The following is a 24569-nucleotide window of genomic DNA, read 5'->3' as shown; positions in this document are numbered from 1 at the left end:
CCGCGTCAGATCACCCGTGAAAATCGCTGCTTATTCTGCTGTTCCAGGTAGGCATCGAACACCATGCACACCGAGCGCACCAGCAAGCGCCCTGCGGGCAGCACACGGATTCCCAGGGCGTCGAGTTCGATCAGGCCATCGTCGGCCATCACTTGCAGTTGCGGCCAGACTTCAGCGAAGTAGCCGCGAAAGTCCACGGTGAACGCTTGCTCGATGTTCTCGAAGTCCAGGCGCAAGTTGCAGATCAACTGTTGGATCACTTCCCGTCGCAGGCGATCGTCCGCGGTGCAGAGCAGGCCCCGGCTGGTTGCCAGTTGTGCGCCGGCCAGGGCGTTCTGGTAGTGATTCAAGTCGCTGCTGTTCTGGCAGTACAAATCTCCGATCTGGCTGATGGCCGAGACGCCGAGCCCGATCAAATCGCAATGGCCGTGGGTGGTGTAGCCCTGGAAGTTGCGTTGTAGGGTCGACTCTTCCTGGGCGATGGCCAGTTCATCGTCGGGCAGGGCGAAATGGTCCATGCCGATGTAGTTGTAGCCGGCGGCTGTCAATTGCTCGATAGTGTTGTGCAGCATTTGCAGCTTATCGGCCGGGGCTGGCAGCTCGTCGCTGTTGATTCGCCGCTGGGGCAGGAAGCGTTCCGGCAGGTGGGCGTAGTTGAACACTGACAGGCGATCGGGTTGCAGGCTGATGACCTCGGCCACCGTATGGGCGAAATGCTCCGGTGTCTGCTTGGGCAAGCCGTAGATCAGGTCGATATTGATCGAGCGAAATTGCAGGGTGCGCGCCGCATCCATCACCGCCCGCGTCTCTTCCAGGCTTTGCAGGCGATTGACCGCCCGTTGCACGTCAGGGTCCAGGTCTTGCACGCCGATGCTGACACGATTGAAGCCCAGCTCGCGCAGCAGGCCCATGGTGGCCCAGTCGGCTTCCCGTGGGTCGATTTCGATGCCGTAGTCGCCGGAATCGTCATCCTGCAAGTTGAAGTGACGGCGCAATTGGGCCATCAGTTGGCGCAGTTCGTCGTGGCTGAGAAAGGTCGGTGTGCCGCCGCCAAGGTGCAGTTGCTGCACCTGCTGGTTGGGGTCCAGGTGGCAGGCCACCAGTTGGATTTCCTGTTCCAGGCGTTGCAGGTAGGCCTGGGCACGGCCACGGTCCTTGGTGATGACTTTGTTGCAGGCGCAGTAGTAGCAGATGTTCGCGCAGAACGGCACGTGTACATACAGCGACAGCGGGCGCACGGCCTTGCGGCTGTCGCGCAGCGCGTGCAGCAGGTCGAAGGTGCCGACCTGGCTGTTGAACTGGGCGGCGGTGGGGTAGGAGGTATAGCGCGGCCCCGCCAGGTCGTAGCGATGAATCAGATCAGTGTCCCAACGAATGGCGTCGAGCATGCGGGCGTTCCCCGGAATGGCTAGTGGGCCGAGTCTAGGGGCATGGCTGGGCGGTCATCTTGATTTGTATCAACGGGGAGCGGCGCTATGCCACATGGCCTTTTAGTGGCCCATCAGCCAGTGCTGGTGTGGGCCGGGTAGCGTCCAGAGGCCAAACAGGATCACCAGCAGGCCGCCGGCCACACGCACACTGCGTTTGCGTAACAGCGCGGTGAGGCGTTCGGCGGCGAGCCCGGTGGCCAGTAACACCGGCCAGGTGCCGAGGCCGAAAGCCAGCATCAGCAGCCCGCTGTCCAACGCATTGCCCTGGCTGGCTGCCCACAGCAGCGTGCTGTAGACCAAACCGCACGGCAGCCAGCCCCACAGCGCACCCAGCAGCAAGGCACGGGGCAGGCTCGACACCGGCAGCAAACGGCTGGCGACCGGCTGGATATGGCGCCACAGGCCGCGCCCGAGGCTTTCGATCCGGGTCAGGCCGCTCCACCAACCGGCCAGATACAGGCCCATGCTGATCAGCAGCAGGCCGGCGAGGATGCGCATGAACATTGCGGCGGGGCCGTTGGCTACCGCCCAGCCGGCCAGGCCGATCAGCACGCCGGCCGTGGCGTAGCTGAGGATGCGTCCCAGGTTGTAGGCCAGCAGCAGGCGAAAGCGCCGGCTGCGCTGCTCCGGCGGGATGGCCAGGGTCAGTGCGCCCATCAGTCCGCCGCACATGCCCAGGCAATGGCCACCGCCCAGCAGGCCGAGGATTAACGCGGAAACCAGCAGCGGCGCCAGGTCAAACACGGGGGGGCGCCGGTTCGTCAGGCTTGTCCGGTTGCTGCGGCTGGCGGCTGGCTTCGTCGATGGCAGCCAGGTGTTTGGGGTCCTGGTCATCGAACAGCACGCTATGGGCCGGCCCGTCGAGGTCGTCATATTGGCCGCTGTCCACCGCCCAGAAGAAGATGTAGATGGCGATGGCGACGATCAGCAGCGCCGCTGGAATCATTACGTAAAGAGCTGGCATCGCTACTCCATGCTCGCGCGGCTCAGGCCGGCAGCGGGCGGGGCTGTGGGGTGGCGCTCGCGGCGCTGGCGCGCGGCAGGCGAGTCAGGCGCAGGGCGTTGAGCACCACGGTCAACGAGCTGAGGGACATGCCGATCGCGGCCCAGATCGGTGTAATCCAACCAAGAGCGGCGAACGGCAACATCAGGCCATTGTATAGCCCGGCCCACAGCAGGTTTTCAATGATTACGCGGCGCGTGCGCCGGGCCAGGCTGAAGGCTTGCACCAGGGCATCCAGGCGGTTGGACAGCAGTACCGCATCGGCGCTGGTTTTCGCCAGGTCGGTGGCCGAACCCATGGCCACGCTGATATCGGCGGCGGCCAGGACCGGCACATCGTTGACGCCATCACCGAGCATCAGCACCTTGCGGCCTTCCTTGTGCAACTGTTGCAGCACCTGCAGCTTGTCATCCGGGCGCAGGCCGCCACGGGCTTCATCGATGCCCAGTTCGTCGGCCACGCTGGCGACCATCGGCGAGCTATCCCCCGATAGCAGCAAGGTACGCCAGCCCCGCGCTTTGCACGCGGCCAGCAGCGCCGGTGCATCGCTGCGCAGTCGATCATCGAGGACAAACCAGGCCAGGGCGCCGTCGGTGTCACCCAGTAGCAGCCATTGGCCGGCATCTTGTGGCGACTCGGGAATCGCGCAGCCGCTCAGCTCACAGACAAAACCGGGCTGGCCGATACGCAGCAGGCGTTCGCCCACCCGGCCTTCGAGCCCAAGGCCCGGGGTGCTGAGCACTTCATCGGCCGCCATTGGGGCGCGACCAAAGGCCCGGGCAATCGGGTGTTCGGAGCGGTTTTCGAGGGCGGCGGCCAGGGCCAGGGCCAGGTCGCTGCTGATGCTGCCCAACGGCCGGATGGCACGCAGGGCCAGGCGGCCTTCGGTCAGCGTGCCGGTTTTGTCGAAAATCACCGTGTCGATCTGGTTCAAGCCTTCGAGCACATGGCCACGGGTCAGCAGCAGGCCGAGTTTGTGCAGGGTGCCGGTGGCCGCGGTCAAGGCGGTGGGGGTTGCCAGGGACAGCGCGCAAGGGCAGGTGGCGACCAGCATCGCCAGGACAATCCAGAACGCCCGAGAGGCGTCCAGCTCCCACCACAGCAACCCGATCACGGCGGCGGCGATCAGTGAGCAGACGAGGAACCATTGCGCGGCGCGGTCAGCGATTTCGGCCAAGCGCGGTTTTTCTGCCTGGGCCCGTTCCAGCAGGCGCACGATGGCTGACAAACGGGTGTCGTGACCCAGGGCGCGGACTTCCACGGTCAACGCGCCTTCGACGTTGAGGGTGCCCGCGGTGACGCTATCGCCGGCCTGCCGTGGTTGTGGCAGGTACTCGCCGGTGAGCAGGGATTCATCAATGCTCGACTGGCCATCGAGAATCACCCCATCGGCCGGCAGGATCGCGCCCGGATGCACCAGTACCCGGTCGCCCAGGGCCAGTTCGGTGAGCAGGATACGCTCGCTCTGGCCATCGCCTTTGAGGCGCAGGCACGAGGCGGGCAGGAGGTTGACCAGTTGGGCGGTGGCGGCGGCGGTGCGTTCTCGGGCACGGCGCTCCAGATAGCGCCCGGCCAGCAGGAACAGGGCGAACATGCCCACGGCATCGAAATACAGCTCGCCCACCCCGGTGATTGCGGTCCAGATCCCCGCCAGGTAGGCGCCACCAATGGCCAGTGAGACCGAGACATCCATGGTCAGGTGGCGCGTGCGCAGGTCGCGCATGGCGCCCTTGAAAAACGGTGCGCAGCTGTAGAACACGATGGGAGTGGTCAGAAACAGGGCGACCCAGCGCAGGATCTCATGCAGCTCGGGGCTCAGGTCGATATTGAATTCTGGCCAGGTGGCCATGGTCGCCATCATCGCCTGGAACCACAGCAGGCCGGCGACGCCCAGTTGGCGCAGGGCCAGGCGGTTTTCGCTGGCCAGTTGCTCGGCGGCGCGATCGGCCTGATACGGGTGGGCGGCGTAGCCGATCTGGCGCAGTTCGCTGAGCACCTGGCTCAACGGCAATTGTGCATCGGCCCAGCGTACGTGCAGGCGATGGTTGGACAGGTTCAGCCGCGCCTCGGCCACGGCGGGCAGGCTGCGCAGGTGTTTTTCGATCAGCCAGCCGCAGGCGGCGCAGCTGATGCCCTCCATCAACAGTGTGGCTTCGGCCAGGTCGCCCTCGTGACGCACGAAGGGTTTTTGCACGTCGGCGCGGTCGTACAGCGCCAGTTCGTCGACCAGTTGCACGGGCAAGGCTTCGGGGTTGGCCGAGGCCTCGCTGCGGTGTTGGTAATAGCTCTCCAGGCCACCTGCGACAATGGCTTCGGCCACCGCCTGGCAGCCCGGGCAGCAAAGCTCGCGGGGTTCGCCGAGGATCACCGCAGTGAAGCGGCTGCCGGACGGGACGGGGAGCGCGCAGTGGTAGCAGGGGGTTGGGGTGGTCATGGTTTTGGATCTGTGTGGGCGGGAGGGCCTCATCGCCGGCAAGCCGACTCCTACAAGGTTATCGCACACTGTAGGAGCCGGCTTGCCGGCGATGCGCGAAGCGCGGCTGTCAGTTTTTCAGGTCCTCGGCACCCTGCAACGGCTCGTCCCCCAGCTTCAGGTCGGTGCCATGGCTGACCTCTTCCTCTTCAAACATACGCCAGGTCCTGTCACCTTCCACCCCCAGCAGTTCGACGAAGCGCCGGCCCTCGACCTTGTCGGTCACCTGGCCGATGTAACGACCCGGCTCGCTCTGGCTGCGGGTCAGGACGACCTTGCGGTCCTTCTCCGGTTGGGTCGGCGAAATCAGGTTCAGTTCCAGCGTGGCAGGCCCGCTGTTGCCGGTGAGAAAAAGCTCCACTTCACCGGTCAGCTCATCCAGGTGCAGGGTGGCGCGCATCTGCAGGGTCTGGGCCAGCAGTTCGCGGTCCAGGGAGCGGTTGATGCCTTTGCCGGCCTCGTAGTAGTTGTCGTTGACCAGGTTGTCCGGGTTATTCACCGCAATGGTCACCATGGACAAGGTCAGCGTCACCGAACAGGCCAGGATGGCAATGATGATCCAGGGCCAGAGGTGCTTGTACCAGGGGCTTGCGGCAGTTGCTACGGGCATTGTTCTGCTCTCTTTTAACGAATTTGTGGGCCGATGAACCGGCTCTTGGCTTCAACGTGGACGCTGTCATCGTCAGCATCCTTGAGGATGAATTTCACCTCGTTGGTGGTCGATGGCATCTGTTCCGGCGCACTCGACAGCTCCACCGGCATGGTGAAGATTTCCCCGGCGGCGACCTTGATCTCGCGCTTGCCTTGCAGCTTGAGGTCCGGCAGGCCGGTGGCGTCCAGCACATAGGTGTGGTCGCGCTGGTCCTTGTTCATGATTTTCAGGCTGTAGACGTTCTCGATCCGCCCTTCGGCGTTTTCGCGGTACAGCACGCGGTCCTTGCTGACGTCGAAACCCACCAGCGAGCGCATGAAGAACGCCGTGACCAGCAGGCTGACCATTGCCAGCAGCACCAGCGCATAGCCGATCAGGCGCGGGCGCAGCTTGTGGGTCTTTTGCCCCGAGAGGTTATGTTCGGTGGTGTAGCTGATCAACCCGCGCGGGTAGTCCATCTTGTCCATGATGGCGTCGCAGGCGTCGATGCAGGCGGCGCAGCCAATACACTCGATCTGCAGGCCGTCACGGATGTCGATGCCGGTGGGGCAGACTTGCACGCACATGGTGCAGTCGATGCAATCCCCCAGGCCCTGGGCTTTATAGTCGACGCCTTTCTTGCGCGGGCCACGCACTTCGCCACGACGCGGGTCATAGGACACGATCAGGGTGTCCTTGTCGAACATCACGCTCTGGAAGCGCGCATACGGGCACATGTAGATACACACTTGCTCGCGCAGCCAGCCGGCGTTGCCGTAGGTGGCGAGGGTGAAGAAGCCGACCCAGAAGTACGACCAGCCATCGGCTTGGCCTGTGAAGAAGTCGAGCACCAATTCGCGGATCGGCGAGAAATAGCCGACGAAGGTCATGCCGGTGACAAAACCGATCAGTAGCCACAACGTGTGCTTGCTGAGTTTGCGCAGGAATTTGTTGGCGCTCATCGGCGCCTTGTCCAGCTTGATCCGCTGGTTGCGGTCGCCTTCGGTGACCTTTTCGCACCACATGTAGATCCAGGTCCACACGCTTTGCGGGCAGGTATAGCCACACCAGATACGCCCGGCGTACACGGTGATAAAGAACAGGCCAAAGGCCGAGATGATCAGGATGCCCGACAGCAGGATGAAGTCCTGGGGCCAGAATGTCGCACCGAAAATAAAGAATTTACGTTCTGGCAGGTTCCACCAGACGGCCTGGTGCCCCCCCCAGTTCAGCCACACCGTGCCGAAGTACAGCAGGAACAGACCGGCACCGCCGAGCATCCGCAGGTTGCGGAACATTCCGGTGAAGGCGCGGGTGTAGATTTTCTCCCGCGAGGCGTAGAGATCGACCGTGTTGCTGGTTTTTTTGGCAGGCGGGGTAACGTCATGTACCGGAATCTGGTTGCTCATCATTGCATCCCACGGCAGTGGAGATTTGCCTCGGCCAGTACGTGCCAGCCGGGGTCAAAATAGGGGTCTTGCAGTGGCGTAATGATACGCCTGTAGTACCGATGAACGGGTGCGACCTTTGGTCGCGTTGGGGGAAATCAATTGATGGTGTACGTGATCTGGGTCAATTGACTTGGGAAGTATGGACGGTTTTTGTAGATGTGGTGAGCGCAGCCATTCACTGAGAGGCGTGCGGACTTGCAAACGAAGCAACTCCCACATTTGGACATCGCTTGCAGCACTCACACAACAAACAAAAACGGCCCTGTCAGTGTGTGCTGGCAGAACCGTTTTTTATTACGGCCTTGCGTTATTCAGCGTCAGCCTTCTTGTCGCCATGGGACAGGCTGTAAACGTACGCCGCCAGCAAATGCACCTTATCGTTACCCTGCAATTGCTCTTGTGCAGGCATCTGGCCCTGGCGGCCGTAGCGGATGGTCTGCTGCAGTTGGGCGAAGCTCGAACCGTAGATGAAGGCGCCCGGGTGGGTCAGGTCAGGTGCGCCCATCGCTGGCGTACCTTTGCCGGCTGGACCGTGGCAGGCCACACAGTTGGTGGCGAAGAGCTTCTCGCCGTTGGCCACATCGGCCTTGGCGCCTTCCGGCAGTTTGCGGCCATCGAGGTTGGTCAGCACGAAGCCGGCGACGTCGGCCACGCCTTGTTCACCGATCACTTCAGCCCAGCCCGGCATCACCGCGTGACGGCCAGCCATGATGGTGGCCTTGATGGTTTCCGGCTCGCCGCCCCAGCGCCAGTCGGCGTCGGTCAGGTTGGGGAAGCCATAGGCGCCCTTGGCGTCAGAACCGTGGCACACCGAGCAGTTGGAGGCGAACAGGCGGCCACCCATCTTCAGGGCTTGCGGGTCCTTGGCCACTTCTTCAATGGGCATGGCTGCAAATTTGGCGAAGATCGGCCCGAACTTGGCGTCCGAACGTGCCATTTCCTTTTCCCACTCGTGTACGCCCGTCCAGCCGCTCTGGCCGTTGGCGAACGGGATCTGCTTCTCGTTGTCCAGGTAGGCGTAGCCCGGCAACAGGCCTTTCCAGTTGCCCAGGCCGGGGTACAGCACCAGGTAACCCAGGGCAAACACGATGGTGCCGACGAACAGCATGAACCACCACTTGGGCAGTGGGTTGTCGTATTCCTCGATGCCATCGAACGAGTGGCCAACCGTCTCGTCCGTTTGTTCGGCGCGCTGGCCCTTGCGGGTCGACAGCAGCAGCCAGGTCAGGGCAAAAATGGTACCCAGACTGAGGACTGTGACGTACAGACTCCAGAACGTAGTCATTCTTTGTTACTCCTAGAAGCTTGCTCGACGTGCTTGATGGCTTCGGGATCATCCGCAAAAGGCAGCAAGGTCGCGTCTTCAAACTCTGACTTGCGCTTGGGGCTGAACACCCACAGCGCCAGGCCGATAAAGGCCACCATCACGACAACGGTGCCCAGGCCTCGAATCATCCCGATATCCATTCAGATCACCGTTTGCTTTTGATGATGGTGCCCAGGCCTTGCAGGTAGGCCACCAGCGCGTCCATTTCGGTCTTGCCCTTGACGGCTGCCTGGGCACCGGCGATGTCTTCGTCGGTGTAAGGCACGCCGAGGGTGCGCAAGACTTCCATTTTCTTGGCAGTGTCTTTGCCGTCGAGCTTGTTTTCCACGAGGAACGGGTACGCCGGCATTTTCGACTCCGGCACTACGTTGCGCGGGTTGTACAAGTGCGCACGCTGCCAGTCATCGGAGTAACGCCCTCCCACACGGGCCAGATCCGGGCCGGTACGCTTGGAGCCCCACAGGAACGGGTGGTCCCATACGCTTTCACCGGCGACCGAATAGTGGCCATAGCGTTCGGTTTCGGCACGGAACGGGCGGATCATCTGCGAGTGGCAGCCGACACAGCCGTTGGCGATGTACACGTCGCGACCTTCCAGTTCAAGGGCGGTGCGCGGCTTCATACCCTCCACCGGCTTATTGGTCACATCCTGGAAGAACAGCGGGACGATCTGGGTCAGGCCGCCGATACTCACGGCGATGACCATGAAGAAGGCCAGCAGGCCGATGTTCTTCTCGACTACTTCATGCTTCATCAGTGAGCTCCCACGACAGCGATCTTGGCGGCGGCTTCAGCAGCTACTGGGTCTGCGGCACGCACAGTGCGCCAGACGTTGTAGGCCATGAACAGCATGCCGCTGGCAAAGAACGCACCACCGAGGGCGCGCACGATGAAACCAGGATGGCTGGCTTGCAGTGCTTCGACGAAGGAATAGGTGAGGGTGCCGTCATCGTTGATCGCACGCCACATCAGGCCCTGGGTGATGCCGTTGACCCACATCGAGGCGATGTAGAGCACGGTACCAATGGTGGCCAGCCAGAAATGGGTGTTGATCAGGCTGGTGCTGTGCATCTGCGTGCGGCCGTAGAGCTTGGGAATCATGTGGTACAGGGCGCCGATGGAGATCATCGCGACCCAGCCCAGCGCGCCGGCGTGTACGTGGCCGATGGTCCAGTCGGTGTAGTGGGACAGCGAGTTGACGGTCTTGATCGCCATCATCGGACCTTCGAAGGTCGACATGCCGTAGAACGCCAGCGATACCACCAGAAAGCGCAGGATCGGGTCGGTGCGTAGCTTATGCCAGGCGCCCGAGAGGGTCATCATGCCGTTGATCATGCCGCCCCAGCTCGGAGCCAGCAGGATGATCGACATCGCCATGCCCAGGGACTGTGCCCAATCCGGCAGGGCGGTGTAGTGCAGGTGGTGGGGACCGGCCCAGATATACAGGGTGATCAGCGCCCAGAAGTGCACGATGGACAGGCGATAGGAGTAGATCGGACGCTCGGCCTGCTTGGGCACGAAGTAGTACATCATCCCCAGAAAGCCGGTGGTCAGGAAGAACCCTACGGCGTTGTGGCCGTACCACCACTGGATCATCGCATCGGTGGCACCGGCGTAGGCGGAGTAGGACTTGAAGAAACTCACCGGCAGCGAGGCGTGGTTGACGATGTGCAGCATCGCCGTCACGACGATGAACGCGCCGTAGAACCAGTTGCCGACATAGATGTGCTTGGTCTTGCGCTTGACGATGGTGCCAAAGAACACGATGCCGTAGGTCACCCAGACGATCGCCAGAAGGATGGCAAGGGGCCATTCCAATTCCGCGTATTCCTTGGTGGTGGTGAAGCCCATTGGCAGGGTGATGATGGCGCCGACAATCACCGCTTGCCATCCCCAGAAGGTGAACGCGGCGAGACCGTCGGAAATCAGTCGCGTCTGGCAGGTTCGCTGCACGACATAGTAGGAAGTGGCAAACAATGCACATCCGCCGAAGGCGAAGATCACAAGGTTCGTGTGCAGTGGGCGTAGGCGTCCAAACGTCGTCCATGGCAGGTCGAAGTTCAACTCCGGCCAGACCAGTTGCGAGGCGATGAAGACACCGAGCCCCATGCCAAGGATCCCCCAGACCACCGTCATGATGGCGAACTGGCGGACTACCTTATAGTTATAAGCAGTCGGACTGATTGCTGTGCTCATTCTAAGGTTCCACGGTTTAGGTGTTTTATTAGGATAAAAATCGGTCGCAAGTATGGAGAAAGCGGGGTGCCATTGCAACGTAACGCTGACCTGCGTCAATGCTTTACAAACCAGATTCTGCGCCCTTTCCATGTTTGGCGTAAGGACAAAATCGAAAATGAAAAGCTGACGGGTTGGACAGGAATTTTGAAGGGGCGCAGGTACTTACAACGACGTATGTGCAAGCACGCTGGCAGGGTGACGAATGGCCAATGGCACGACAGCCGGTAACTGCCAGCCTTTGCGCCTGTCACCCTGCTGGAGCGTCTGACTCATCGAGTGCAAGTCGAGCTGCGACCGATCAACGCCGGCCTATTGTCGAAACAAGCGTAGACCCGAATGGCCCGAGGGGAAAGGTGTGCTTTAGAAGGGTGCGACAAAGGGCCGCGGAGCAGCAACGGTTATTGGCAGGATGCAAGCAGCGAGGTTGGAGCGGGAAGGGGGAGGGTTGGAAAGGGCTGCAAGAGCCGAGTTGAGAACTCTTCTCTTGCAGCGTGTAGCTTACAACTTACTTCTGCTCCTTCTGCGACAGGCTGTAGACGTAGGCTGCCAGCAGGTGGACCTTGTCGTTGCCTTGCAGCGCTTCCTGCGCTGGCATCTGGCCCTGGCGGCCGTGGCGGATGGTCTGCTGCAACTGCGCAAGGCTGGTGCCGTAGATGAAGCCGGCAGGCTGCGTCAGGTTTGGCGCGCCCATGGCTTCAACACCATGGCCTTCAGGGCCGTGGCAGGCTACGCATGTGGTGTCGTACGCTTGCTTGCCAGCGGCCAGGTCGGCCTTGCTGTCAGCCGGCAGCGGCAACTTGGCCAGGTCGTGGCGCACATAGGCCGCGACGTTTTTCACACCGTCCTCGCCCAGCACTTCACCCCAGGCCGGCATTGCAGCATGGCGACCGTTCATGATGGTCAGCTTGATTGCATCAGCCGAACCACCCCAGCGCCAGTTGTCGTCCGCCAGGTTCGGGAAGCCATAGGCGCCCTTGGCATCGGAGCCGTGGCATACCGCGCAGTTGGAGGCAAACAGGCGGCCGCCCATTTTCAGCGCTTGCGGGTCCTTGGCGACTTCTTCCACGGGCATGGCGGCGAATTTGGCGAAGATCGGCCCGAACTTGGCGTCGGCCCTGGCCATTTCCTTGTCCCATTCCTTGGTCTGGGTCCAGCCGTCCTCATAGCCCGGCAGTACACCTTTCCAGTTGCCCAGGCCCGGGTAGAGGATCAGGTAGCCGACTGCAAACACCAGGGTGCCGGCGAACAACAGGAACCACCATTGGGGCAGGGGGTTGTCGTACTCCTCAATCCCGTCGAAGGCGTGGCCCATGGTCTGGTCGACGCTGCCCTTGGTCTCGCCCTTGCGGGTGCCGAACAGCAGCCAGGTCAAGCCGATCAGGCTGCCGAGGGTCAGTACACAGATCCATGTACTCCAAAAGGTAGTCATGGCCGAATGCTCCTTGTTACAGGCTCTTCTTGAGCGTCGGATGGGGTGCCAATGGCGCCAGGTTCAGGCTCATCGGCAAATGGCAGCAGGCAGGCCTCGGCGAACTCCGGGTTGCGCTTGGCGTTGAACACCCACAGCGACAGGCCGATGAAGGCAATCGCCACCACCAGCGTGCCGAGGCCGCGGATCATTCCGGTATCCAGTTCAAAACCCATGGTTCACCTCTTGCTCTTGATTGCAGTGCCGAGCACTTGCAGGTAGGAGACCAGGGCGTCCATTTCGGTCTTGCCCTTGAGGCTGTCCACGGCGGCGGTGATGTCCGTGTCGGTGTACGGCACGCCGAGGGTGCGCATGACCTTGAGCTTGGTTTCGGTGTGGCTGCTGTCGACCTGGGCGGTGACCAGCCATGGGTAGGCTGGCATCTTCGATTCAGGCACGACGTTGCGCGGGTTGTACAAGTGCGCGCGGTGCCAATCGTCGGAGTAGCGGGCGCCCACTCGGGCCAGGTCCGGACCGGTACGCTTGGAGCCCCACAGGAACGGGTGGTCCCACACGCTTTCACCGGCGACCGAGTAGTGGCCGTAGCGCTCGGTCTCGGCGCGGAATGGCCGGATCATTTGCGAGTGGCACTGCACACAGCCTTCGCGGATGTAGATGTCACGGCCTTCCAGTTGCAGCGCGGTGTAGGGCTTCATGCCTTCGACCGGCTTGTTGGTGACGTCCTGGAAGAACAGCGGGACGATCTGCGTCAGGCCGCCGATACTCACGGCCAGTACCATCAGCAGCATCAGCAGGCCGACGTTCTTTTCAATCGTTTCGTGTTTCATCATCGACTCCTCAGGCCATCTGCGCCGCAGCGGCGACGTCGGCAGGTTGTGCCGAACGCACGGTGCGCCAAGTGTTGTAAGCCATCAGGAACATGCCGCTGAGGAAGATCGCACCGCCCACCAGCCGCACGATGAAGCCTGGGTGGCTGGCCACCAGGGTCTCGACGAAGGAGTAGGTCAAGGTGCCGTCTTCGTTGACCGCACGCCACATCAGGCCCTGGGCAATGCCGTTGACCCACATCGAAGCGATGTAGAGCACGGTGCCGATGGTGGCCAGCCAGAAGTGGGCGTTGATCAGGCCGAGGCTGTACATCTGCTCGCGACCGAAGACTTTCGGGATCATGTGGTACAGCGCGCCGATGGAGATCATCGCCACCCAGCCGAGGGCGCCGGCATGTACGTGGCCGATGGTCCAGTCGGTGTAGTGGGACAGGGCGTTGACCGTCTTGATGGCCATCATCGGACCTTCAAAGGTCGACATGCCGTAGAACGCCAGGGATACCACGAGGAAACGCAGGATCGGGTCGCTGCGCAGCTTATGCCAGGCGCCCGAGAGGGTCATCATGCCGTTGATCATGCCGCCCCAGCTCGGAGCCAGCAGAACCAGTGACATCACCATGCCCAGAGACTGTGCCCAGTCCGGCAGCGCGGTGTAGTGCAGGTGGTGAGGACCGGCCCAGATGTACAGGGTGATCAGTGCCCAGAAGTGCACGATGGACAAGCGATAAGAGTAGACCGGACGCTCGGCTTGCTTGGGTACGAAGTAGTACATCATCCCCAAAAAGCCCGCAGTGAGGAAGAAACCTACCGCGTTATGGCCGTACCACCACTGCACCATGGCATCCGTCGCACCGCCGTAGAGGGAGTAGGACTTGGTCAGGCTGACCGGGATTTCCAGGTTGTTGACGATATGCAGGATCGCCACCGTGATGATGAATGCACCGAAGAACCAGTTACCGACGTAGATGTGCTTGGTGTTGCGCTTGGCCACGGTGCCGAAGAACACGATGGCGTAGGCGACCCAGACGATGGTGATCAGGATGTCGATCGGCCATTCCAGCTCGGCGTATTCCTTGGAACTGGTATAGCCCAGTGGCAAGCTGATTGCTGCCAGCAGGATCACCAATTGCCAGCCCCAGAAGCAGAACGCGGCGACTTTCGGCGCGAACAGCTGGGTCTGGCAGGTGCGTTGCACCGCGTAGAAGGAGCTGGCAAACAGCGCGCAGCCACCAAACGCGAAAATCACCGCGTTGGTGTGCAGTGGGCGCAATCGACCGAAACTGGTCCAAGGCAGGTTGAAGTTGAGTTCGGGCCATACCAACTGGGCGGCGAGAAAAACCCCGAGCCCCATGCCGACGATGCCCCACACCACCGTCATAATGGCGAATTGGCGGACCACCTTGTAGTTATAGGCGGTACTTAAAGTAGTGTTCATGGTTCCCCATCCACGGTTCAACCCAAGCAGATGCGGCACTTGGGCTGGAGTTATAGGCAGACTAAAAAGCGAGGCAAGCATGGGCAAAGAGCACAAGGCCAGTATTGACGGGGATCAATGGGCGCAGTGTGTGCGTGAACAGGGTTGGTTATGGAATGCGGCCACAAGTGTGGGGGCAGGCCAATCACCGACGCTGATCCTGGCTCACGGCGCTGGCGCGCCGATGGACTCATCCTTTATGGACGACATGGCTGCACGCCTTGCCGGGCATGGCGTGAACGTGCTGCGCTTCGAGTTTCCCTACATGGCCCAACGCCGTGTGGACGGCGGCAAACGCCCACCGAACCCGGCGCCGAAACTGCTGGAATGCTGGCGCCAAGTGCATGCCCAGGTGCGACGTCATGTCGCTGGGCCTTTGGCTGTCGGCGGCAAGTCCATGGGCGGGCGGATGGCCAGCCTATTGGCCGATGAATTGGCGGCGGATGCGCTGGTGTGCCTGGGTTACCCGTTCTATGCGGTGGGCAAGCCGGAAAAGCCCCGGGTCGAGCACTTGGCCGGGCTGAAGACCCCGACCTTGATTGTGCAGGGCGAGCGCGATGCGCTGGGCAATCGAGCGGCGGTGGAGGGCTACGTGCTGTCGTCGGTCATCGAGGTGATGTGGCGGGTGGCGGGGGATCATGATCTGAAGCCGTTGAAGGCTTCGGGGTTCAGCCATGGGCAGCATCTGGAGGCTGCGGCGCAGGCAATAGCCAGGTTTCTGGGGGCCAGGTAGGGTCAATCGCCGGCAAGCCGGCTCCTACAGTTGGAGTGCATTTCAATGTAGGAGCCGGCTTGCCGGCGATTGCGATCTAACGCTTAAAAAGGCTCCACCAACGAATACTGCGTATTGGCCGTATGGGTCAGTTCCCATATGCGGGCTCGCAGACCGGGGATTATTAACAGAACCCGGCAGACTCGGAGATCTCCCACGCACAACCGCCATAAAACGAGAGGCAGTTGTGAATCGGCTGCACGATGTTCAACGGTCTTGGCAATGATTTTTTGGGCTGCGGCACCCCGTCACTGACTGAGGTCGGCGGCGGGGCGAACACTAAAGTGCCGTCAGCCTGCGTGCAACTGATGGGATATCTCCGACAGTTCATCACCGTCCGAAATGTCGGATGCCTCTTGATTGCCGCCACTCTATTGAGGCGTCAAATCACGCCTGCTTAGAGTGGCTCGCGCAACGAAGCTGTCAAGACGTTGCAACCCCACACACCCAAGACACTTCATGCGTGAACGACGGCAAACCACCGATCGACAAGGAATCCCGATGCCGGGCCAAAGCGACCTGCGCTACACTTTCGAACCCTTGAAGGGTGATGCCTTCGACGTAGTATCGTTCAAGTTCGAAGAAGGCTTGTCTCAACCCTTCAAACTTGAACTGGAACTGGCCAGCCACAACGCCGCCATCGACTTCAATCGTGTGCTGGATCTGCCGGGGCTGTTCACGATTTGGCGCGGTGAAGCACCGGTGCGCTACGTTCACGGCCTGGTCAGCCTGCTCACCCAAGGCGATACCGGCTTTCGCCGTACCCGCTACAGTGCCGTGGTCGAACCGACGTTGGCGCGCTTCGAACTGCGCTCCAACTGGCGCATCTTCCAGGGCCAGAGCGTGCCCAATATCATCCTTGAAGTCCTCAAGGATCAGCGCCTGACCGACGTTAAAACCTACCTCTGCTTCGACCATCAGTCCCGCGAATACTGCGTGCAAGCTGGCGAAACCGACCTTGATTTCATCGCCCGCCTCGCGGCCGAAGAAGGCCTGCTTTACACCTTCGAACACCGCGCCGACGGTCACACCCTGTGGTTCACCGATCGCGTTGGCGGCCTAGGCACCATCGGCACCCATGAACATTGCCCGGTGATCTACCAACCGATGGGCGGTGGCGATTCCATGGAGCCGGCCCTGCACCGCTTTTACTACACCGAGCAAGTGCGCACCGCCGTCCAGGTGCAGCGCGATTACACGTTCACACACCCGTGCTACAGACAGCAGCACACGGCCACGGGTGACCAGGACCTGAATAACCAGCACAAGGATTACGAGCGCTACGACTACCCGGGACGCTACAAGCGCGACGTCGCCGGTAAACCCTTCACCAAGACCCGCCTGAGCGCCTTGCGCAGCGACGCCAAGATGGCTCATCTCGCCGGTGACGATGCGCGCCTGCAACCGGGGTTGGCTTTCGACGTGAGTGACCATCCGCGCGATGACTTCAACGACCGCTGGCGCACCATCGCCATTGAACATGAAGGTAAACAGCACACCTGCCTTGAGGAGGAAGCGTTCGGCAGTATTACCGGTACGTCCTATGAACTCAAAGCCACTGCTATCCGCTGGACCTCTGACTGGAAAGCCCCGCTGCGCGACAAACCCTGCATTGACGGCCCGCAGGTCGCCACCGTCGTTGGTCCTGCGGGTGAAGAGATTTATTGCGATAAATGGGGGCGAGTCAAAGTCAGTTTTCCGTGGGATCGCTCGGATAAACACAACGACCACAGCTCTTGCTGGATTCGTGTGGCTCAGGGGTGGGCTGGAGCAACCTGGGGCTCCATGGCCATTCCACGAGTGGGTCAGGAACTGATCATCAGCTATCTGGATGGCGACCCGGATCAGCCTATTGCGACAGGGCGTGCCTATCGTGAGACTAATCTGCCGCCCTATGAATTGCCCAAACACAAGACGCGCACGACCATCAAGAGCCAAACCCATATGGGCGAAGGCTTCAATGAACTGCGCTTTGAGGATGAGCAGGGGCAGCAGGAGGTGTACATCCACGCCGAAAAAGACAAGAACGTCCATATCAAACACAACAACGGTATTTTTGTCGGCCATGATCGTAGTGAGAAAGTCGGGCATGACGAGAACATAGAAATTGGCCATGACCGCAGTGAGCGGGTAGGCAACGATGAGCGAATTGAGGTGGTACAGGATTGCTTTCAGACGCTGGGCCGCGACCACCGGAGCAATATTGGCAGGGACCGTGTCGAGGCGGTGGGCAACAACCGATATGACAAAGTCGCCGCCGACCATGACATCCGCATCGGCGGGAGTGTTGAGCACTGTATAAAGAGTCACTACCGGCTGGCTACCGGAGAAGGCATTGCGCAGAAAACCACGGAGTTTGAAGTTGAAGCGGGCCAACGAATCGTTCTGAAGGCGCCTGGAGGCAGCATAACGATTGATAGTGATGGGATTACCCTGGATGGGCTGACCATCAAAATCCAAGGACCGGTGACCGCCGATGGGATGGGCACCGGCAATCCATTCTCAAGCCTGCTGCGCTCGCCGACTCCTCCTGCTGGCGACTTCCTGGGGCGCTATACGCTGCTTAAGAGCGATCAACGCGCCTTCTCTGGTTATCGGTATCGCATCACCGATGGTACTGCCGTACTCGTCGAGGGCCTGACTCACTCATCGGGTGAAACCGACTGGGCAATGACCCAAACGACCCATGCTGTGCAAGTCCATAAAGTAATTATGCGTGAGGATCAGCGTGTCACCGAAACCTGGCGCCCCAGCGTTGCCTTCATTGAAGAACAAGCCGTGGCTCATGATGACGCCGGGCTTTTTCCGGATGACTTTCTTGACCAATACATGGGAGACCTTGACTGATGCCCGCTCCAGCCGCCGCAGCCATTCTTGCAGGTGCATACCGTGCTTATCGTGTGTATCAGGCCCATGAGTCCGCCATGAGCACCGCCGACCTGGCGCGGCTCGCCAGTGAAATCGCTGAACGCAAGCGCAGTATCAAGTACGTCTTGCAGCAGGCCATTGAAGCGCTGACCCGTGAAATCGAGATCAAGAGTTCAACGTTTGCGGTGGTGGACCGAGGCGGTAATAGCACCGTTTCGCGGCGCGGCAATGAAAACGTGACCTTCAAGGAATACATCGAACGCAAGGTGCCATTTCGCCCGGCCATCAGCCAGGTGTGCAATGTCGCGTTGCAGATGCCAATCAAGGTGCCGCGGCGCTTGCGCAAGGCCGTCGCGGGCGAGCCTGTCACGACCACCGTTGAGGTGGCGCTCAAGCAAACCACCGCTTCGTTGCTGTTTGAGGCGATCGACGAGGTATTGGATTGGCGCAGCCCTCTCAAGGCTGAGCCCAATTACAACCGTAGCAGCGCAAAAGCCCTGTTGGGGGAGCCGGAAACTCGGCCGAAGCGGTTTGGCAAGGTGTTTCCGTTTTGGCCGCGGCCCTGGGAAAGCCTGGCTCCGGACTTGGTGGTGGTTGAGTACCGGCAGGAGGCGTTTGAAACGGACAATGTGTTTGCGGCAGTCGAGATCAAGTTTCCGGGGGACTGGGTAAAAGACAAGCAAATAGATGAATACGCGGAGCTGATGGCGCCAAGAACAGGCGTCAACCGAGACAAAATTGGCCGGGAGAAAGTGGCGCTGCTGCGGGTGCCGGAGGATTGCATCGGCTTTGAGGCGGACGATGCTAAACAAACATCAACATCTAAAGGTAACAAAAACAAGAGGTAAGTATGAGCACTACTCACAGACTGTTTGATGAGGGAGAACGCGAGGAATTTATTGAGGGGCTTAAGGAATGGCCTAACACGGACTGGGGCACAGATCAGGCTCGACACAGCGTCAGCCCTTTCATCAGTTTTTACTTCCCCCCAGGCCCGGATAACCATGAAGAAGTAGCACTGCTGATGGTGGATATTCACGAAGCCTTTGAGCAGTTACTTGGAAAGCCTTACACCATTGGGACCCACCCGATTTCAGAACGTCCACATCCTTACGGCTCGTCGCGTTTGCCTGATCTACGTGGGCAGGCCAGGAAAGCCTCCCGCTCCGAGGCCTTTGTTTTTAAATTCACCGACGAAAAAAACCATGCCTCCTCGCCGACGACGGCAGGGTACTTCTGGCGCACATGGTTTAAGACCTATGAGGGCAGAAGGACGGCCTATTCCTCAATCACGTTCTATTATCGCTGGCAGTGGTGGCTGGATAATCGTGACGCATGGCGCAGTTTTGTACTCAAGACGATTGATCTGCTCAAAGCACGTCAGGTTTACAGCGGTTTCTCCATGGCCAACCCGCTGGCGTTCGGCACCCGATCCGCCATCACGACTTGGGAGCGTTCATTGGCCCCCGCCTTCTATGGCCTTGATATTGACTACTATTTCAGCATGCGCGCTGAACTGCTCAATGGCATCCGCCCCCCCACGTGGGCCTTCCTGCTCGCCGACCATTGGCACGAAAAACTTGACCTCACTCGCGAGCAGGTACGCGCAGCACTGGCTCACCCTCGCATCAGCATCACCGAATTACACAGCGGCCAATGGATCGAACTGGGCGAACAACCTGAGCTGTACCCCGTCGAGCAAGGTGTGCCCGAACTGCCCATGCTCCTGAACAAACTCCTCAAGCCTATTCGCCACGACGATTTGGGATTGCTCGGCTTTGGCCAATGGGACGGTGACCCCAATGAACGGTTCACCGACGCCGACAGCCGCCGCTGGATGGCTCGTTTCGACCCTGACAGCGATTGGCCAGCGCCGGCAACCCGCTTGATAAAACCACCGGCGAACCCAGCACAGGCCTCCAACACCATGAGGCCGTTAAGCGTTGTGACGGGTATGGCGTGCACTCAAGCTGGCTGGTGGCTCGTCCCTGGTCAGGCGTACTCCCGTCGCGCCTTCAAGCAGGGCGATATCCTGCCGGCCTTTGCCAGCGAGTCAGGCGACGACAGGGTGTTTTGGCAGCGTGACCTCGATCAAACGCCATCCGGTTTCGCCAACAGCCATGAGCCCGCACCGCGCGCGGGCCGCTGGGAAATGGAGCGCGATCGTTGTATCGCGTGTGAAGTCACATTGAACGAGCGGCTTCCCCTCCATCAAGGGCAGGTTGTTCGCTGGCTCTGGGCCGTCAGTGGATTACGTGCACACAGTGGAGAAATCTGTCCTTACCCGGGCGTTTGGCTGTGTGAGTACAAGCCGGGAAGCAAACGAGTGATCCACGACACAACACCCCTGCCGAAAATTGATGGCGAAAGGGTCGTCTGGCGTTGGATGGGATGGCGGGAAGACTGATTGCATGCTCAGAAGATTTTCTTGATCAATACAGGGGAGGCCTTGACTGATACCCGTCCAGCCGCCACGAGCGCCGCCGACCTGGTGCGGCTCGCCACTGAAATCGCTGGCAAGAGCAGCCAATCGCCGGCAAGCCGGCTCCTACAGTTGGAGTGCATTTCAATGTAGGAGCCGGCTTGCCGGCGATTGCGATCTAACGGTTAAACCGCTCCACCAGTGAATACTGGGTATTGGCGGTATGGGTCAGCTCTTCACTCAACTGCGCCGAATTCAACGCCTGCTCCGAAGTCTGGTCGGCCAGCAACGCAATGGTGCTGATATTGCGGCTGATCTCCTCGGCCACCGAGCTTTGCTCCTCGGTTGCGGCGGCGATCTGGGTGGTCATGTCGGTAATATGCGCCACCGCCTCGCTGATCCCCACCAGCGCTGCGTCTGCCTCCATTACCCGTGCCACGCCTTCTTCGGCCTGGCGATGCCCGGCATCCATGGTCTGCACGGCGGTGCTGGCGGTCTGTTGCAGCTTGGCGATCAAGGCATGGATCTGCCCGGTGGATTCGCTGGTCCGTTGCGCCAGTTGCCGCACTTCATCGGCCACCACCGCGAACCCACGGCCCATTTCACCGGCACGGGCTGCTTCGATGGCTGCGTTCAGGGCCAGCAGGTTGGTCTGGTCGGCAATGCCCTTGATCACATCCACGACGCCGCCGATCTCGTCGCTGTCCTTGGCCAGTTGGGTCACAGTCACGCCGGTTTCCCCGACCACCACCGACAGGCGCTGGATGGCCTCGCGGGTTTCGCCGGCAATATCGCGCCCGCGCCCGGTCAGGCGATTGGCTTCCTGGGTCGCATCGGCCGTGCGTTGTACATGGCTGGCGACTTCCTGGGTGGTGGCAGCCATTTGATTGACGGCGGTGGCCACCTGTTCGGTTTCCACGCGCTGGCGCTCCAGGCCGGTCGAGCTGTTGTGGGCCAGGGTGTTGGATTGGCGCGCCTGGTCGTTGAGGTGTTCGGCGGTATCCTGCAAGCGGGTGAGGCAGGTCTTCAGGCGGGCTTCCTGGCTGAGGATCGACATCTCCAGGCGTGCTTGTGCGCCACGGCTGTCGGTGTACATCTGCGCGATCAGCGGGTCGGAGGTGGTCTGTTCGGCCAGGCGCAACAGGCGCTTGAGGCCGCGCTGCTGCCAGCTCAGGCCGAGCAGGCCCAGCGGCACGGACAAGGCGGCGGCCAAGGCAAAACCCCAGTGGGAGTTGAACCAGATGCCGATCAGGAAACTCAGTTGGCTGACCAGGATAAACGGCAGCCAGTCCTGCAACACCGGTAGCCATTTATCACTGCGCGGGATGGCCGACTTGCCCTGGTTGATCCGCTGGTACAGCGCTTCGGCACGGCGGATCTGCTCGGCGGTCGGCTTGACCCGTACCGATTCGTAGCCAATCACCTGTTCGCCGTCGAACACTGGGGTGACATAGGCGTTGACCCAATAGTGATCGCCGGTCTTGCAGCGGTTTTTAACGATGCCCATCCATGGCAAGCCTTGTTTGAGCGTCGCCCACATATGCGCGAACACCGCTGCCGGCACGTCCGGGTGCCGTACCAGGTTGTGCGGCGCGCGCATCAGTTCATCCCGGGAAAACCCACTGATCTCGACAAACGCATCGTTGCAGTAAGTGATCACGCCTTTGGCATCGGTCGTGGAGATCAACCGTTGTTGAGCGGGGAAGGTACGTTCGCGCTGGGTAACGGGTTGGTTATTACGCATGATTGATCAATCCGCAAGGCTTTGACGGGTTGTCGGCCGGCGCGGGCTTTTATTTAGCTTATTTTTGCAATAATCACCGGGTGCTTATCGGGTGCCCAGGATGTCCATCGCCATGCGTTGGTGAAGAGTGGTCCGCGCGTAATCGCGAACGAATGCCGAGCGGTCGGTGGGTTCGAGCCTGAGTTGGGCCAGAGCCGCGACGGCGGACTCCAGGTCTGCCGGGACAAACACCGAGGCGTTGGCGATATGGGTGATGGCAAAGTGCTTTGAGTAGCCATCCAGGCCCGCCAGGATCGGCTTGCCGGTGGCGGCGTATTCGAACAGTTTGGAAGGGATGACCTTGAGGAACGCCTTGAAGGTATTGAGGTGCAAAAACAGTACGTCGGCCTGGCGATAATAATGGAGGAGCTGGGCGCGGGGTGTCGGTGCAATCAGCGTTACATTGGTTACCCGGCGGCTGCGCAGGGCATCGCGCAACGTGTGTAGGGTGGAGCCATAACCGATGATGTAGAAGCAGGCACGGTCAGCCAGCCGTTCAGCCAGGGGGGGAATGATTTTTTCCAGGCCCTGCCCGGCGCCGATGTTGCCGGCATAGACGATTTTGAGCCGACGTTCGGCCGGGCAGTGGTGGTCCTGAGGCAGCGGTTGTACAAACAGTTCGTCAACGCCATTGGTGTAAGTGGAAAAGGTCTTGCCTGGATAGCGTTCCTTGAAATAAGCGAGAAAACCCGGCGAGATCAGGTTTACCCGCGAGGCCTGGGTCACCGTCAGCCGTTCGACCCGCGTGAAGATGATCGTCAGTACCTTGCCCGGCAGGCCAGGGAACAGCTCGGGTAAGACGTCGACAAAAATATCGCGGATATCCAGGTACAGCGGCGTTTTGCGCGAGCGCGCGATAGCGCTGGCCAGGGCGGCGGTCATCAGCCGTGAGGAAGACCCCAGGATCAGGTCGTACTCCTTGTGCTTTATGGCTCTGCGCACGCCATTGGCGTACACACAAAAGCCGTAGGCCTGGTCGATAAGACCATTGTTATGCCGGGGCAGGACGATGCGTGTGATGGTCAGGCCGGGACGCGGAGGGTCGCACTGGCTGGGTGTGTACTGTGAGGCGTAGCGGTTGGCACTTGTGGTCACCAGGTCGATCTGCACGTCACAGGCCGATTGTGCGAGCAAGGCATTGACGATCGCCTCGATACGAAACCCCGCCAAGTCAGGTGGGTAATAAAAGCTCAACAATAGAATACGCACGGTCATGGACGTACCTGCGCCAGGCCTTGATAAAGGTTCACCAGCGATGTTTCTTGTTGCTCCCAGTTCAGGTGCCTGGCCGCCTCGCTGGCATTGCCGGCGTACTTGCCTCGCAGTGTGGGGGACTCCACCAGGCACTGCAGGGCGGTGCGCAGTTGCGTATCGTCACCGGCGCGCACCAGCAACCCGAGGTCATGTTTTTTGACAATCCGGCGGATTTCCGGAAAGTCACTCGCAATCACCGGCAACCCCGCATTCACGTATTCAAAGAGTTTGTTGGAGTCGGTGGTGAAGTGGTTCAGGCAGGTGTTTTCCAGAGGCTGCACACCAATGTCGGCGGAGGCGGTATAGCTGGGCAAATCTGCCAGGGGAACGGTGGGGATAAAATGCACACGCCCGGCCAGCCCCAGTTCATCGCGCAATGCCATGAGCCCCAGTGCCAGCTTTCCACCACCGATCAAGACGAAATAGGCATCCGCCACCGTCGTGGCGACTTGCAGCAGCCGCTCCAGGCCGCGCCCCTGCTGCAACCCGCCTTGATACACCACGATAGGCCAGGGCTGCTCCAGGCCCAGTTCAAGGCGAATCCGTTGGGTCGGTGCGCTGTGCCTGAAGCGAGGTCGATTCTGCAACACCAGTGGACGGGCGATGGCATAGGCACGGGCAAAAAACTTCGCTCGTGCCTCGGTGGTAGTCAGGTTGCCTTGCGTTCTGGGCATCAGTGCGCGTTCGACCCGTGCCACCCATGTGCGGTAGCTACCGTAGCCTTCGCGGCTGGTGCTGATTTCATGGGCGTCATACACCAGTTTTGCGCCACTGAGCCGCGCGGCGAGCCAGGCGCTGGGCAGGGTATTGACGTCATGGGCGTGGACCACGGCGGCGCGATGCCAGGCGATGCGTATGATCAGGCCCAGGTGTGTCCACAACCGCGCAACAACGCGCAGGATCGGCCTTGAGTGACCGGCAGCAGCCGGGCTTTGCGCCTGCGCTGGCTTGGTGGTTCGCCATGGCCCAAATGGCCGCCTTGCGACGCGTATTACCTGGGTGCCATCCCCGAGGGTTTCGGCACGGTGGGTAACACCTGGGGTATGCAACGCGAATACGCTGACCTGGTAGCCCGCCGCCTGAAGTGTCTGGGCCTGTTTCAAGACGCGGGCGTCGTGGCGAAATTCATTCCATACAATCATGGCAATCCTGGGCATGGTCACCCTCTCCTGATGGGGACGTTGAAC

General features: G+C 60.8%; 21 protein-coding genes. 4 read left to right on the top strand and 17 right to left on the bottom strand.

The features are described from left to right. Positions 1-5: 5 nt before the first annotated feature. The 14 genes from hemN to ccoN (HZ99_RS08050) form a co-directional block, all read right to left on the bottom strand. Positions 6-1388 (bottom strand): oxygen-independent coproporphyrinogen III oxidase, encoded by a 1383-nt coding sequence (hemN, locus tag HZ99_RS08115; RefSeq protein ID WP_038442257.1) that lies wholly within the window; start codon positions 1386-1388, stop codon positions 6-8. A 102-nt stretch (positions 1389-1490) separates the two neighbouring features. Beyond that, entirely contained in the window at positions 1491-2174 is a 684-nt protein-coding gene (locus HZ99_RS08110) for a sulfite exporter TauE/SafE family protein (protein WP_038442255.1), read from the bottom strand. Then, complete coding sequence (gene ccoS / locus HZ99_RS08105) at positions 2167-2394, bottom strand: cbb3-type cytochrome oxidase assembly protein CcoS (protein ID WP_038442254.1); 228 nt, start codon at positions 2392-2394, stop codon at positions 2167-2169. The genes HZ99_RS08110 and ccoS overlap by 8 nt, the downstream gene beginning before the upstream one ends. A 22-nt stretch (positions 2395-2416) precedes the next feature. Next, entirely contained in the window at positions 2417-4867 is a 2451-nt protein-coding gene (locus HZ99_RS08100) for a heavy metal translocating P-type ATPase (protein ID WP_038442252.1), read from the bottom strand. A gap of 109 nt (positions 4868-4976) precedes the next feature. Further along, the gene (locus HZ99_RS08095; protein ID WP_038442251.1) at positions 4977-5516 is read right to left on the bottom strand and encodes a FixH family protein; all 540 of its coding nucleotides are present in this window, start codon (positions 5514-5516) and stop codon (positions 4977-4979) included. A gap of 14 nt (positions 5517-5530) precedes the next feature. Then, the gene (gene ccoG / locus HZ99_RS08090) at positions 5531-6946 is read right to left on the bottom strand and encodes a cytochrome c oxidase accessory protein CcoG (protein ID WP_038442250.1); all 1416 of its coding nucleotides are present in this window, start codon (positions 6944-6946) and stop codon (positions 5531-5533) included. A 349-nt stretch (positions 6947-7295) separates the two neighbouring features. Further along, positions 7296-8273 carry a cytochrome-c oxidase, cbb3-type subunit III gene (ccoP, locus tag HZ99_RS08085; RefSeq protein ID WP_038442248.1) on the bottom strand — a complete coding sequence of 326 codons (978 nt, stop codon included), beginning with the start codon at positions 8271-8273 and terminating at the stop codon, positions 7296-7298. Next, on the bottom strand, positions 8270-8455 hold the full coding sequence (locus HZ99_RS08080) for a CcoQ/FixQ family Cbb3-type cytochrome c oxidase assembly chaperone (protein WP_003175465.1): 186 nt from the start codon (positions 8453-8455) through the stop codon (positions 8270-8272). Before HZ99_RS08080 ends, ccoP (HZ99_RS08085) begins: the two co-directional genes overlap by 4 nt. A gap of 5 nt (positions 8456-8460) precedes the next feature. Next, complete coding sequence (ccoO, locus tag HZ99_RS08075; RefSeq protein ID WP_029300047.1) at positions 8461-9069, bottom strand: cytochrome-c oxidase, cbb3-type subunit II; 609 nt, start codon at positions 9067-9069, stop codon at positions 8461-8463. After that, positions 9069-10511: a cytochrome-c oxidase, cbb3-type subunit I gene (ccoN, locus tag HZ99_RS08070; RefSeq protein ID WP_038442247.1), complete on the bottom strand. Its 1443-nt coding sequence runs from the start codon at positions 10509-10511 to the stop codon at positions 9069-9071. The genes ccoO (HZ99_RS08075) and ccoN (HZ99_RS08070) overlap by 1 nt, the downstream gene beginning before the upstream one ends. Positions 10512-11058: 547 nt before the next feature. Next, positions 11059-11982: a cytochrome-c oxidase, cbb3-type subunit III gene (gene ccoP / locus HZ99_RS08065; RefSeq protein WP_038442245.1), complete on the bottom strand. Its 924-nt coding sequence runs from the start codon at positions 11980-11982 to the stop codon at positions 11059-11061. Then, entirely contained in the window at positions 11979-12197 is a 219-nt protein-coding gene (locus tag HZ99_RS08060) for a cbb3-type cytochrome oxidase subunit 3 (RefSeq protein ID WP_038442243.1), read from the bottom strand. The genes ccoP (HZ99_RS08065) and HZ99_RS08060 overlap by 4 nt, the downstream gene beginning before the upstream one ends. A 3-nt stretch (positions 12198-12200) precedes the next feature. After that, a complete protein-coding gene (gene ccoO / locus HZ99_RS08055; protein ID WP_038442241.1) occupies positions 12201-12809 on the bottom strand; it encodes a cytochrome-c oxidase, cbb3-type subunit II in 609 nt (202 codons plus the stop codon). A gap of 10 nt (positions 12810-12819) precedes the next feature. Beyond that, on the bottom strand, positions 12820-14244 hold the full coding sequence (gene ccoN / locus HZ99_RS08050) for a cytochrome-c oxidase, cbb3-type subunit I (protein ID WP_038442240.1): 1425 nt from the start codon (positions 14242-14244) through the stop codon (positions 12820-12822). Between the two features lie 79 nt (positions 14245-14323). On the opposite strand from ccoN (HZ99_RS08050), the gene HZ99_RS08045 reads away from it, so the two are divergent. The 4 genes from HZ99_RS08045 to HZ99_RS08030 all read left to right on the top strand — a co-directional run bounded on the left by HZ99_RS08045 (position 14324) and on the right by HZ99_RS08030 (position 20330). Next, the gene (locus tag HZ99_RS08045; RefSeq protein WP_038442238.1) at positions 14324-15016 is read left to right on the top strand and encodes an alpha/beta family hydrolase; all 693 of its coding nucleotides are present in this window, start codon (positions 14324-14326) and stop codon (positions 15014-15016) included. Positions 15017-15556: 540 nt separating this feature from the next. Beyond that, a complete protein-coding gene (locus HZ99_RS08040; RefSeq protein WP_038442237.1) occupies positions 15557-17902 on the top strand; it encodes a type VI secretion system Vgr family protein in 2346 nt (781 codons plus the stop codon). 77 nt (positions 17903-17979) lie between these two features. Further along, positions 17980-18771 (top strand): VRR-NUC domain-containing protein, encoded by a 792-nt coding sequence (locus tag HZ99_RS08035; RefSeq protein ID WP_235205575.1) that lies wholly within the window; start codon positions 17980-17982, stop codon positions 18769-18771. Positions 18772-18773: 2 nt separating this feature from the next. Then, positions 18774-20330, top strand: coding sequence for a type VI immunity family protein (locus tag HZ99_RS08030; RefSeq protein ID WP_038442234.1), 1557 nt, complete (start codon positions 18774-18776; stop codon positions 20328-20330). Positions 20331-20523: 193 nt separating this feature from the next. On the opposite strand, the gene HZ99_RS08025 is transcribed toward HZ99_RS08030, so the two are convergent. The 3 genes from HZ99_RS08025 to HZ99_RS08015 all read right to left on the bottom strand — a co-directional run bounded on the left by HZ99_RS08025 (position 20524) and on the right by HZ99_RS08015 (position 24524). After that, on the bottom strand, positions 20524-22089 hold the full coding sequence (locus HZ99_RS08025; RefSeq protein WP_038442232.1) for a methyl-accepting chemotaxis protein: 1566 nt from the start codon (positions 22087-22089) through the stop codon (positions 20524-20526). 84 nt (positions 22090-22173) lie between these two features. After that, positions 22174-23343 carry a glycosyltransferase family 4 protein gene (locus tag HZ99_RS08020; protein ID WP_038442230.1) on the bottom strand — a complete coding sequence of 390 codons (1170 nt, stop codon included), beginning with the start codon at positions 23341-23343 and terminating at the stop codon, positions 22174-22176. Then, positions 23340-24524: a glycosyltransferase family 4 protein gene (locus tag HZ99_RS08015; protein WP_235205574.1), complete on the bottom strand. Its 1185-nt coding sequence runs from the start codon at positions 24522-24524 to the stop codon at positions 23340-23342. Before HZ99_RS08015 ends, HZ99_RS08020 begins: the two co-directional genes overlap by 4 nt. Positions 24525-24569: the final 45 nt, after the last annotated feature.

It is taken from the genome of Pseudomonas fluorescens, from assembly GCF_000730425.1.
Classification (GTDB): domain Bacteria; phylum Pseudomonadota; class Gammaproteobacteria; order Pseudomonadales; family Pseudomonadaceae; genus Aquipseudomonas; species Aquipseudomonas fluorescens_X.
Note: the sequence above shows the minus strand (reverse complement) of the source record. Positions and strands in the feature narration are given on the sequence as shown.

Excerpts from the sequence above, each read along its gene's own strand:
- hemN (WP_038442257.1), bottom strand. The coding sequence starts at position 1,388 with ATGCTCGACGCCATTCGTTGGGACACTGATCTGATTCATCGCTACGAC.
- ccoS (WP_038442254.1), bottom strand. The coding sequence starts at position 2,394 with ATGCCAGCTCTTTACGTAATGATTCCAGCGGCGCTGCTGATCGTCGCC.
- HZ99_RS08100 (WP_038442252.1), bottom strand. The coding sequence starts at position 4,867 with ATGACCACCCCAACCCCCTGCTACCACTGCGCGCTCCCCGTCCCGTCC.
- HZ99_RS08095 (WP_038442251.1), bottom strand. The coding sequence starts at position 5,516 with ATGCCCGTAGCAACTGCCGCAAGCCCCTGGTACAAGCACCTCTGGCCC.
- ccoG (WP_038442250.1), bottom strand. The coding sequence starts at position 6,946 with ATGAGCAACCAGATTCCGGTACATGACGTTACCCCGCCTGCCAAAAAA.
- ccoP (WP_038442248.1), bottom strand. The coding sequence starts at position 8,273 with ATGACTACGTTCTGGAGTCTGTACGTCACAGTCCTCAGTCTGGGTACC.
- HZ99_RS08080 (WP_003175465.1), bottom strand. The coding sequence starts at position 8,455 with ATGGATATCGGGATGATTCGAGGCCTGGGCACCGTTGTCGTGATGGTG.
- ccoO (WP_029300047.1), bottom strand. The coding sequence starts at position 9,069 with ATGAAGCATGAAGTAGTCGAGAAGAACATCGGCCTGCTGGCCTTCTTC.
- ccoN (WP_038442247.1), bottom strand. The coding sequence starts at position 10,511 with ATGAGCACAGCAATCAGTCCGACTGCTTATAACTATAAGGTAGTCCGC.
- ccoP (WP_038442245.1), bottom strand. The coding sequence starts at position 11,982 with ATGACTACCTTTTGGAGTACATGGATCTGTGTACTGACCCTCGGCAGC.
- HZ99_RS08060 (WP_038442243.1), bottom strand. The coding sequence starts at position 12,197 with ATGGGTTTTGAACTGGATACCGGAATGATCCGCGGCCTCGGCACGCTG.
- ccoO (WP_038442241.1), bottom strand. The coding sequence starts at position 12,809 with ATGAAACACGAAACGATTGAAAAGAACGTCGGCCTGCTGATGCTGCTG.
- ccoN (WP_038442240.1), bottom strand. The coding sequence starts at position 14,244 with ATGAACACTACTTTAAGTACCGCCTATAACTACAAGGTGGTCCGCCAA.
- HZ99_RS08045 (WP_038442238.1), top strand. The coding sequence starts at position 14,324 with ATGGGCAAAGAGCACAAGGCCAGTATTGACGGGGATCAATGGGCGCAG.
- HZ99_RS08040 (WP_038442237.1), top strand. The coding sequence starts at position 15,557 with ATGCCGGGCCAAAGCGACCTGCGCTACACTTTCGAACCCTTGAAGGGT.
- HZ99_RS08035 (WP_235205575.1), top strand. The coding sequence starts at position 17,980 with ATGAGCACCGCCGACCTGGCGCGGCTCGCCAGTGAAATCGCTGAACGC.
- HZ99_RS08030 (WP_038442234.1), top strand. The coding sequence starts at position 18,774 with ATGAGCACTACTCACAGACTGTTTGATGAGGGAGAACGCGAGGAATTT.
- HZ99_RS08025 (WP_038442232.1), bottom strand. The coding sequence starts at position 22,089 with ATGCGTAATAACCAACCCGTTACCCAGCGCGAACGTACCTTCCCCGCT.
- HZ99_RS08020 (WP_038442230.1), bottom strand. The coding sequence starts at position 23,343 with ATGACCGTGCGTATTCTATTGTTGAGCTTTTATTACCCACCTGACTTG.
- HZ99_RS08015 (WP_235205574.1), bottom strand. The coding sequence starts at position 24,524 with ATGATTGTATGGAATGAATTTCGCCACGACGCCCGCGTCTTGAAACAG.